Source organism: Arcticibacter svalbardensis MN12-7 (assembly GCF_000403135.1).
Taxonomy (GTDB): domain Bacteria; phylum Bacteroidota; class Bacteroidia; order Sphingobacteriales; family Sphingobacteriaceae; genus Arcticibacter; species Arcticibacter svalbardensis.
Map to the genome: position 1 here is coordinate 1 of NZ_AQPN01000108.1, position 9702 is coordinate 9702.

Below are 9702 nucleotides of genomic sequence, written 5' to 3' on the forward strand. Positions count from 1 at the left end.
TGTATATAATTCTGCAACGTTTTTAGGAATTGTATTAGAAATAGATACATAAGGAGGGTTTGTATTTTTTCCTGAAAGAATAAAAAAACATACAAAAATGGTTATTATTAAAACACTTATTTTTTTCATTTATAAATAAATTTTCTTATCATATTTGAATATTACTTAAAGCCAAAAAGGATTTTATTTATTTTTATATAATCTTTTTCAATAGGATTAAAACCTCAACTATAAGCCGCTTTTAAGCTTGCTGAGTTTTGATCTTTATTGTGTTTAAAAAGGCTCAATATTTTAAATTAAAAGAATTCTTTAATGGTCCTAACTGAATATTTTTTGTCTCGCAATTCCTTCGCACCTTCTCCGCACCTCCTCCGCACCTTGTTCGCTCGGAAAGCGATTGAGCTGCATGCTAAGTGCTTCTAAAATCAGGCTCAGAATAGAATAAGACTATAACAGATTCTAAACTTTCCCAAAAGTTGAGCACAATGGAACCATTCTCTTATCTTTATGCATCATGAACGGACCTGACCTGATAATAGAAAACATCTCCCATTATATCCAACTAGATGAAAGAGAAAAAGAGCTATTTCTTTCGCTCCTCATCCCTGCAAGCATTTCCCGGAAACAAATCATCTTACAAGAAGGGGATATTTGTCGTTATTCTACTTTCGTATATGAAGGTTGCCTCAGAGGTTACACGTACGATAAAAATGGACTGGAGCACGTACTGAATTTCGCTCCAAAAAACTGGTGGATAGCAGATATGTACAGCTGGATTTCGCAAAAACCCGGAATTTTAAACATTGAAGCCTTAGCGGATTCCAAAGTTTTAAAGCTCTCGAAAGTGAATCAGGATATACTATATAAGGAAGTCCCTAAGTTTGAACGGTTTTTCAGAATTATTATTGAGAAATCACTCGTTGCCTCTCAAGAACGCGTATTAAATAATTTAAGTCTGACGGCAGAAGAACGATACACCCAATTCTGTGCTAAATATCCAAGTCTGATTGAACATGTTCCTTTAAAACAAGTAGCTTCTTATATTGGCGTAACACCAGAATTTTTCAGTAAAATGAGAAATGGACTGCTGAAGAAAAAGTAGTTCTTAACCTAGGTTAAGTGTGCTAACCTGCATGGTTCCTTACCTTTATAGTGTTATGGAAAAATCAGTATTGCATAAAGCAGACACAAGAGGTTCAGCGGATCATGGTTGGCTAAAAAGTCTTCAAACCTTCAGCTTTGGTGGGTATTATAATGAAGACCGCATTCATTTTGGAGCCCTTCGTGTGCTGAATGACGACACGGTAGATGGTGGACGAGGATTTGGAGTTCATCCGCACGATAATATGGAAATCATTTCCATTCCGCTGGAAGGGGAATTATTGCATGAAGACAGCATGGGCAATAAAGCAGTGATTCGGAGAGGTGAGATCCAGGTGATGAGTGCAGGAACCGGAATATACCATACGGAATACAACAAAAACCCGAGTCAACCGGTGAAGTTTTTGCAAATCTGGGTATTCCCTAATCAAAGGGATGTTACCCCCCGCTATGACCAGATCAAATTGAATACACTGGATCAACGCAATATTTTACAACAGGTAGTATCGCCCAATAAAGAAGATGAGGGGGTGTGGATCTACCAGGATGCCTGGTTCCATATGGGAAAATTTGATCAAGGTAATAAAGCAGTGTATAAGTTAAAAAAAGAGGGGAACGGTATTTATTTCTTTGTGCTGAAAGGGGACCTTAAAGTGAATGACCAGTTACTGCATACACGCGATGGTTATGGCATTTGGGATATCGAAGAAGCACAGTTAGAGGCGGAATCAACTACTGAATTTTTAATTATGGAGGTTCTTATGGAGGTGCAGATATAATGGAAAAGATAAAAATCATGGCAATTGGTGTACATGAACAGATTATGAAAACTGTTTTGCGGCTGATTAATAATAACCCTGCCTGAGAAGGAGATATCGCCCTATCGATAGTGGAACTCAGAGAAAAGATGTTGAATAACTCCTACAATTTAATTCTTTTAGGTGCAGGAATAGATGAGGTTAGCTTACGTTCGTTGATTGAGGAATTAGGACTTGACATCCCTGTTGTGCTTCATTATGGTGGAGGCAGCGGTTTACTTCTTGCTGAGATCCAGCAAATTATTAATAGGGAATTAAAATAAAACACCTGCCTGAAAAAATCAGAGGTTATTTCTTTGGGGCAGGTGCTTTATCTACGATCTAAGCTTTCTTCCATTTAACGGAACAACCAATCGCTTTGGTTGTAGTTATAGCGGGACTTTTGCCCTGAATCAAGTCATCTACAGCATTTTTTACAAATGTAGATCGTGTGGGATTGCTCTCATCCTGATCGTTATCTATAGCTCCCATGTACTTTACCACATTTCCCTGATCGGTTTTTTTCAAAATAAATACAGTGGGTGTATGGGCAGCGCCAAATTGTTTGGTTACTACCTGGTTTACGTCCTGCAGGTATGGAAATGAGAAGCTCTTTTCTTTGGCTCGCTCCTGCATTTTTTCAAAGGTATCTCCGGGAGATGCAACGGGATCATTGGTGTTAATGGCGATAACAGGATAGCCTTTTGATGCGTATTCAGCATTTAGGGCCACAACGCGGTCCTGATAAGCCTTTGCAACAGGACAAGTATTGCAGGTAAAAACAACAATAAATCCCTTTGCCGTACTGTAATCTGATAGTTTAACGTCTTTGTTATCGACATTTTTTAATGTAAAGTCTTCAACTACAGAGCCAACGGAATATCCCTCAGCCATTGCGTTAACTTCAATACGAGAAGCATTAGCTCTTTGAGAAACCAGGTAAGCCTTTACAGTTAAATACCCGGTAAATAACAGCAGGCATGTTAGAATGGTCTTTTTCATATCAATTCGTCTTTATGGTTATTTTTCTAAGTTCTTCATATTCAAATTCCTTTTCATAAAAATGGCATGTTGCCCTTGCGGTATTAACCACCAGGGTAGCGGGAATAGATCCGGTCCAATTTTTATTTATATGATCAATATACACCTGCTGGTCAGGCTCTTCGAAAACATAAACTTCTGATTTAAGCTGTTGTTTTTTTATAAAGGGATCAACAAGGGTAAGGATCTTAGATTTAGAGTCCACACTAATTAGGATTACCTTTAGCGGACTGGTTTTATTTTCTTGTTGCAGCTTTTCGAAATGTGGAAGTTCGGCCACACAAGGAGCACACCAGGTTGCCCAGAAGTTGATTACATAAGTGGTATCCTTTCCCTGGGCTAATCGCGTATCAAGATCATTCAGACTTAGTAATTTAACCTGAGCCTGCGTCAGAAACGATAATATACACAACATACAGGTACACAGATATTTCATGGGAGCGCGCTATTGATATTCTGGTTGTAAAATTAATAAATAACCATAAAAATATACGCTATTATAACGGTTATATTACATGCCAGGATAAAAAATCACCTCATTCAGAATCGCCATTGATTGCTTCAGCAAAATTCTTTCTGGCCCGCCATATTTTAAATTGAATGGTAGAAAAGGCCATAATTCCATAAACCAGAATGAGGATGCACAGATGAATCAGAGAAGAGGATACATTACTTAGCGTGCCCTTTTCTAAGAGCATCACCTTGTGGGCATCGAGAAAAGGCGTTAAAGGAAGCGCGTTTGCCAGCCATTGCACTCCCATAGGCATCGCCTCTTTAGGCCAGGTATATCCTCCAATGATGAAAGCAGGCATGGAAAGTAACATCAGAACCTGCGTAGCCTTTAATGAATTAGGGAACATGGCACTGACCAGCACTCCCAGAAAAGAAGTCGCTACGATAAACAACCCGGTTGTGACCACAAAATTGCCCAATGGACTAGGAATGGGTGCATGAAAAATATGATGGAAAATATAATAGGTAAGTAGAATGAAGGTGGACATGATCCAAAAGGGCAATATTTTTACCATCATGGCTACAAAAGCAGATCCTGTATTGCGGAGCAGTTCAGAATTAAAAGTATTGTTTTCATACTCGCGTGAAAAGCTTACTGCAAGACCAAGCAGGATTACCTGTTGCAGCACAACAGCGAGTACTCCCGGCCACATAAAGGTAAAATAGTTGCCAGTTTCATTAAAAAGCTTGATGTAATTCGCTTTGAAGGGTTCGTATTGGGTGGAAGCCTGCTCGGCATTCATACCCTTTTTCTTTAAGCCCTGCATATTAATACCGGCACTAAAAGTCCCAATTGTTGCCTGTAAGCCTTGCGAAGCCATATTGGCTGTAAGCAAATTAGTGGTATTGATATATGTATTTATTTCAGGATAGTTTTTTTGTAAGATAGAGGCCTCAAAACGATCGGGAATGACGACAGTAGCAACGGCCTGATGTTCGATCATTGCTTCTGTGGTGCCTAGATTATCGTGTTTGATGAGGATCACATGTAGTTTTTCATTGTCATTAAGCAGGTCAATCAGCTGGTTGCTCAGAGGTGTATTGTCGAGATCGACCACGATAAGAGGAAGATGCTCTACCTTACCCGACTTATATACAAAACCAAACATGACCGCATAAATAATGGGGGCAACAAGAAAAACAGACATCAAGGTGGTGTCTTTAAAAAAGAGCCTAAACTCTCTTCTGAGTAAATAGAAAAAGTTTCTCATCTTTTTAGTTTAACGTTATGGTCGCATTTACCAATAGGTTTTCGACTTTATCCTCGTCAGATGGAACAATTTTTAGTTCGTAAATAGCTTCTTCAATCTGATAATCAGGGTATGCAGCAGTGATATCTGCGTAGCGGGCCAACTGTTTGATGGTAACAATTTTTCCGTTAATATCGGTTTTAGCATAGGGGACATGAATTGTAATGGCCTGCCCTCTTTTATAATTTCCAATTTTACTTTCAGGAATGGTAAAGCGGAAATAGGTCGTGAGGGGCTGGTATCCATTAAAAAGGGTGTATCCAGCGGTAGCTAATTCTCCTTCATGGAGACTGATCGTCTCTAAAAGCATCTCATTTGTAGCGATAATATATCTTTCAGAGTAAGCCACTTCCACTTCTTGCACAACGCCTAATGCCTGATCTTTCTGACCTTGGGCAGCAGTCTGGCTTTCGGTGCGCACGCCCTTAGTAGCTTCATTCATTTCTGCGTTAACTGCGTCATATTGTGCTTTAGCACCTAAATATTTAGCGGTAGTTTCGTCAAAGGCCTGTGCGGTCATCATACTGTCGGCAAACATTCCTTTTGCACGGGCATAAGATTTCTGAGCAAACTTAAATTGTTCTTTAATACCAGATTGTTTGGCCCTTAACTGGGTAAGCTGGTTGGCAGTCGCTCCATTTTTTGCGAGATCGCGCTGTGCGCTGGCCGCTTTTAAAACACCCTTGGCCTGGGATAATTTAGCGTGAACTTCGGGTACGTCCAGCATAGCCAGCGTATCGCCTTTTTTTATCAGGTCGCCTTCTTTAACGTATATTTCAAGGATCCTACCGGTTACTTTTGGGGCGAAACCAATGAGCTCTCTTTTAATTTTTCCTTCAAGAGGTTTGTTCTTTTTAGTAGTACAACTAAAAATGGTTGATACTAGGAAGAGTAGGACAACTATTTTATATACTGTTTTCATCTTTTTAGAAGTATTTATTTATTGATAACCGATGTTATACGATGTAAGGGTTAAGAGTTATATTCATCTTTTTATATTTCAGACCACACGCTAAAAAAAAAATCGAGCCTATTGTATTTTATAATCTTCACTTGGTAGACTCCTCTCTATTTTCAATATTTTGGGTGGAATGAGTCATTAAATTTTATATTTTATAAAACAGGCTTTTAAAATTAAAGCCGGGTGTATCATTAACTTGCAGATAGTTGTTTAAAAACTAAAATATTTAGATTGCTAATGAATGCTGGCTTTTGTCAGACTTCCTGTTGCTTTTAGTAATTCTAATGCCGCCTGACGTTGGTTAAATACCGCTTGCAATTTTTGTAAGGCTGCATTTTGATAATCAGTTTCAGCACCTATTAAATCCGCTGCTTTAATCAATCCCAGTTTAAATTCTTTACCTGCCTGCTCTAATGCATTTCCGGCTATTTGTTTTTCCTTTTCCTTTACTTGTATTTCTGCAACTGCGTTACTAAAGTCGGTTTTAGTTTTCAGTAAAAGAAGATTAAGCTTTTCTTCGGCATCTACCTTTTCATTTTCAGCTTTTCTGACATCAATCCTGGCATGTTGAACGTCCCTTTCTCCTTTAAATCCAGTAAAGATATCCCATTTAAAGCCTACTCCTATGTTGAAATTAGGAACGATCTCAAACTTGTCGGCTCGCAGGTTAAGGACACCTACAATTGGCAGGGCTTCTTTACCTGTTAATTTGGTATTGAAAATATTGAGATAGCCAAGGGAGGAAGCGGCCTGAATCTTAGGGATCCACCATGTTTGAGCAGCTTTAACTTTATATTCATAAGCTGCGATACTGAAGTTTAATGCTTTCATTTCGGGCCTGTTTTGGACAGACTGACCGGCATCAAGTAGATTGAAAGAGAGTAGTTCGTTGTCTATGGCAGCTAATCGCTCAATTTCTACCCCAGTAAACATCTCAAGTTGGTGTAAAATTAGGTTTTTCTTTCCTTCATATTCCAATCTACGAGAGCTCAACTGTGCTTTAGCTACTTCAATCTTTTGATGTTCGTATTTGGTTATCAGACCATAACCTAATGCTTTATCGGCAGTTTTAGCATTGATGTCCAGGCGATCCTGACTTTCGTCCAATACAATTTTAACCTGTTTCAATAGTGCTAACTGATCATAGGCTTTACTAACATCTGTGATGATCTGCTGACGGTCGGTTTCTAATAAAGCAGTCTGGGCTTTAGTTTTTTCCTTTAATGCTTTTTTAAGAGCGGGAACTTTTCCTCCGGTATAAAGCAAAGCGCTTACCGTTAGATCGGTCTTAAATAAATTAGCCTGACTACTAAAACCAGCGTTTATATCAGGAAGATTGATAGCTGCTCCGTTTAGAGAAAAACTTGAGGCAGGAATTCCCAACTCAGCAGAATTGGCCAGAAATGCATATTTACCTGAAATATCTGCTGTAGGAAGATATACCTCCTTTAGTTGCTTTAATTCAAGATTGGAAGATTCTATATCTAATTTTTTGTTAGCAAGTACATGGTCTTTGAGTAAAGCTTTGTCAATTAACTCTTCTAAGGAAGGGGCGGCTCTATTTTGTGCGGACAAAACAAAAGGAGAGAATGTAAAGGCAATCAATAGGAATAATACTGCGCTCGATTTCATTACTTGTCAATGGTAACACTTTATAATTGACAAAGTAAGCTATTAATAAAGTATAAGCTTTTGATCTAGATCAAATATTAATATGAGCACAGGCTTGCATCCTTACTTTTTCGCCCTTATTCTGCTTAAAGTTTCCTGAGTAATGCCCAGATACGAAGCTATATGACCTAATGAGGCGCGTAGAATAATAGAAGGGTAGTTTTTCATAAGGAGATCATAACGTTCCTGAGCAGACAGGAACTGCAGGGTGACGATACGGTCAGTCGCTTTAAGTAGGAATTCCAATAAGCCCTGACTTTTAACCTTTTCGGTTTCAGGATAGGTTTTTAGCAGCATCTCAAAATCAGTATAGGTGATCTTTCTCATTTCGCAATCCTCTAAACTTTCAATGTTGTACCTGGAAGGTAACTGACCAAAAAAGCTCTCTGCAACGGTAAGCATCATTCCTTCGGTAAAGAAGCTGTAGGTTATATCTTTGCCAGACTCATTGTAATAATATATACGTGCTAATCCTTTTTCAATAAAAAACATCTCTTTAGAAATTTTACCTTCTGGAATGAGAATCTGCGTTTTGCTGAATTTAACGGGAACAAATGCGCTTTCTATTGCCCTATTGGTTATGTCTGCTAGTGGTAAAATTTGATTGATGTAAGAGGATAATTGCATAGCGAATACGAATATATAAACACTTGGTAAGATAAAGGTAATTAACCTGACACTTCTAACGGCAATTCATGTTTCCTATCATAGTTTATTTAATTTAAAGCAAAAAGCGCATACCTCTTGTGTCAGGCATACTATACCTGTTTGACTTCATTTTCCGGTAGCTGGTTTAGTACTTTAATTAGCACTAATATGTAAATACCGAGCCATTCGCTACCACTTCCTGGTTTTTAGAATCAAAGGTTGCTTTTGCTCCGGTTCGTACTGCAGCGTTGGTCATTATGTTTGCTATGGAGTGATAATAACCAGCTTCAACAGGAGCATTGGGCTGTTTTCTGCTTCGGATACATTCCATCCAGTTTCGCATATGATTGGATGTCAGCACATCAGCACCCGTATTCGCTGAAGCAACCGCTTTTTCTACTGTTTCTGTTAAATTGATTTCCGGAAGCAGGTTCGCTTTCATCCCCATTGCTGCCGCCATCTGCTCCGTTAATCCTCCCCTTGGTGAAATTGTATTCGTAATCAGGTTCAGTTCTCCTCCATTGGAATAATATATTTCTGCAGGCCTTTCATCTCCATTATGCATTCTTGAACTAAAAGTAACCTGAAATCCATTTTCAGGATCCTCTTCTTTACCATAGTCAAATACGGCAGTAGTGGTATCCCAATTCCTCCGTCCATCTTTCCATTTATAAATCCCTCCGTTTGCCACCACACTTCTAGGGTGTTTTAAACCCGTAAACCAGTGTACGGTATCTATTTGGTGAGACATCCATTGACCAGGCATACCTGATGAATAGGGCCAGAATAAACGATACTCCAGATATTTCCGGGGATCCCATTCCTCATAAGGCCGGTTCATTAAAAACCGTTTCCAGTCGGTATCCTCTTCTTTACATTTGGCTACCAGATCGGGACGTCGCCACCTGCCCGGTTGATTGACATTCCAGGAGAGTTCGACCATGGTGATATCGCCAAACTTACCCGCTTTAATAAATTGTTCTGCTGCTTTATAATTGGTGCCACTTCTTCGTTGAGAACCTATTTGCACAATCCGGTCTGTGGCTTTAATTGCCTTTAAAGCTGCCCTATTATCGGCCATGGTTTCAGCAAAAGGCTTTTCTACATAGGCATCACAATGGGCATTAACTGCTTCTATAGCGTGTAAAGCATGCTGAAAGTCTGATGTTCCAATGATCACCGCATCCAGTCCTTTCATATTATATAACTCATCATTGTTGCGATAAGCCTTGATATCATGGCCCATTTTTTCTTTTAAAAAGGACTGTCCCTCTTCTCTTCGCAGTTTCCAAAGATCAGAAACGGCCACAAGGTCAAAATTCAATTCTTTATTATGATTAAGAAATGAAGGAAACAGCGAATTTTTAAATCGATCTGAAAAGCCTACCGCTGCAATCTGTACCCGGTCATTAGCACCTATTATTCTTCCGTAACTTTTAGCACTTAATCCCATAGTCCCTAAATAAACACCTGCCGTTGCAACAACTGATTGTTTAATAAATGTTCTTCTTGTTTGATCCATGATGGCTTGTTTATTTTAAGTTTTTGATCTTAATACTTTTGAATGATACCGCATCACCATGATCTTGCAAGAGGATTCTTCCCTTTTGCGCCATTCCGAAATTAGGCCAATCTTTATATTTACTAATCGCCACCAGGTCGGTGAATTGTTTAGAACCTCGTTTATACTGTAATACAAGATATCCGTTTAACCAATGCT

The 9702-nt window shown here is 38.9% G+C and carries 11 protein-coding genes; 3 read left to right on the forward strand and 8 right to left on the reverse strand.

The features are described 5' to 3' along the window. The first annotated feature begins 514 nt into the window (after positions 1 to 514). From ADIARSV_RS14885 to ADIARSV_RS21580, 3 genes are all read left to right on the forward strand, one after another. Positions 515 to 1102 carry a Crp/Fnr family transcriptional regulator gene (locus tag ADIARSV_RS14885; protein ID WP_016196410.1) on the forward strand — a complete coding sequence of 196 codons (588 nt, stop codon included), beginning with the start codon at positions 515 to 517 and terminating at the stop codon, positions 1100 to 1102. A 55-nt stretch (positions 1103 to 1157) separates the two neighbouring features. Next, the gene (locus tag ADIARSV_RS14890; RefSeq protein ID WP_016196411.1) at positions 1158 to 1880 is read left to right on the forward strand and encodes a pirin family protein; all 723 of its coding nucleotides are present in this window, start codon (positions 1158 to 1160) and stop codon (positions 1878 to 1880) included. 110 nt (positions 1881 to 1990) lie between these two features. Continuing rightward, the gene (locus ADIARSV_RS21580; RefSeq protein ID WP_152439907.1) at positions 1991 to 2182 is read left to right on the forward strand and encodes a hypothetical protein; all 192 of its coding nucleotides are present in this window, start codon (positions 1991 to 1993) and stop codon (positions 2180 to 2182) included. Positions 2183 to 2240: 58 nt separating this feature from the next. On the opposite strand, the gene ADIARSV_RS14895 is transcribed toward ADIARSV_RS21580, so the two are convergent. From ADIARSV_RS14895 to ADIARSV_RS14930, 8 genes are all read right to left on the reverse strand, one after another. Beyond that, the gene (locus ADIARSV_RS14895) at positions 2241 to 2900 is read right to left on the reverse strand and encodes a thioredoxin family protein (RefSeq protein WP_016196413.1); all 660 of its coding nucleotides are present in this window, start codon (positions 2898 to 2900) and stop codon (positions 2241 to 2243) included. Between the two features lies 1 nt (position 2901). Then, on the reverse strand, positions 2902 to 3354 hold the full coding sequence (locus ADIARSV_RS14900; RefSeq protein ID WP_016196414.1) for a TlpA disulfide reductase family protein: 453 nt from the start codon (positions 3352 to 3354) through the stop codon (positions 2902 to 2904). A 121-nt stretch (positions 3355 to 3475) separates the two neighbouring features. Further along, a complete protein-coding gene (locus ADIARSV_RS14905; protein ID WP_016196415.1) occupies positions 3476 to 4663 on the reverse strand; it encodes an ABC transporter permease in 1188 nt (395 codons plus the stop codon). 4 nt (positions 4664 to 4667) lie between these two features. Then, the gene (locus ADIARSV_RS14910; RefSeq protein WP_016196416.1) at positions 4668 to 5624 is read right to left on the reverse strand and encodes an HlyD family secretion protein; all 957 of its coding nucleotides are present in this window, start codon (positions 5622 to 5624) and stop codon (positions 4668 to 4670) included. Between the two features lie 273 nt (positions 5625 to 5897). Then, positions 5898 to 7295 (reverse strand): TolC family protein, encoded by a 1398-nt coding sequence (locus tag ADIARSV_RS14915; protein ID WP_016196417.1) that lies wholly within the window; start codon positions 7293 to 7295, stop codon positions 5898 to 5900. 102 nt (positions 7296 to 7397) lie between these two features. Next, positions 7398 to 7961: a Crp/Fnr family transcriptional regulator gene (locus ADIARSV_RS14920; RefSeq protein WP_016196418.1), complete on the reverse strand. Its 564-nt coding sequence runs from the start codon at positions 7959 to 7961 to the stop codon at positions 7398 to 7400. A 184-nt stretch (positions 7962 to 8145) separates the two neighbouring features. Next, positions 8146 to 9504, reverse strand: a complete 1359-nt coding sequence (locus tag ADIARSV_RS14925; RefSeq protein WP_016196419.1) for a Gfo/Idh/MocA family protein — start codon at positions 9502 to 9504, stop codon at positions 8146 to 8148. A 10-nt stretch (positions 9505 to 9514) separates the two neighbouring features. Continuing rightward, the coding region (locus ADIARSV_RS14930; RefSeq protein WP_040300259.1) for a family 16 glycoside hydrolase at positions 9515 to 9702 on the reverse strand (188 nt) is incomplete at its 5' end.

What these genes read in the sequence shown, in the direction of transcription:
- ADIARSV_RS14885 (WP_016196410.1), top strand. Translation starts at nt 515, where the DNA reads ATGAACGGACCTGACCTGATAATAGAAAACATCTCCCATTATATCCAA.
- ADIARSV_RS14890 (WP_016196411.1), top strand. Translation starts at nt 1,158, where the DNA reads ATGGAAAAATCAGTATTGCATAAAGCAGACACAAGAGGTTCAGCGGAT.
- ADIARSV_RS14895 (WP_016196413.1), bottom strand. Translation starts at nt 2,900, where the DNA reads ATGAAAAAGACCATTCTAACATGCCTGCTGTTATTTACCGGGTATTTA.
- ADIARSV_RS14900 (WP_016196414.1), bottom strand. Translation starts at nt 3,354, where the DNA reads ATGTTGTGTATATTATCGTTTCTGACGCAGGCTCAGGTTAAATTACTA.
- ADIARSV_RS14905 (WP_016196415.1), bottom strand. Translation starts at nt 4,663, where the DNA reads ATGAGAAACTTTTTCTATTTACTCAGAAGAGAGTTTAGGCTCTTTTTT.
- ADIARSV_RS14910 (WP_016196416.1), bottom strand. Translation starts at nt 5,624, where the DNA reads ATGAAAACAGTATATAAAATAGTTGTCCTACTCTTCCTAGTATCAACC.
- ADIARSV_RS14915 (WP_016196417.1), bottom strand. Translation starts at nt 7,295, where the DNA reads ATGAAATCGAGCGCAGTATTATTCCTATTGATTGCCTTTACATTCTCT.
- ADIARSV_RS14920 (WP_016196418.1), bottom strand. Translation starts at nt 7,961, where the DNA reads ATGCAATTATCCTCTTACATCAATCAAATTTTACCACTAGCAGACATA.
- ADIARSV_RS14925 (WP_016196419.1), bottom strand. Translation starts at nt 9,504, where the DNA reads ATGGATCAAACAAGAAGAACATTTATTAAACAATCAGTTGTTGCAACG.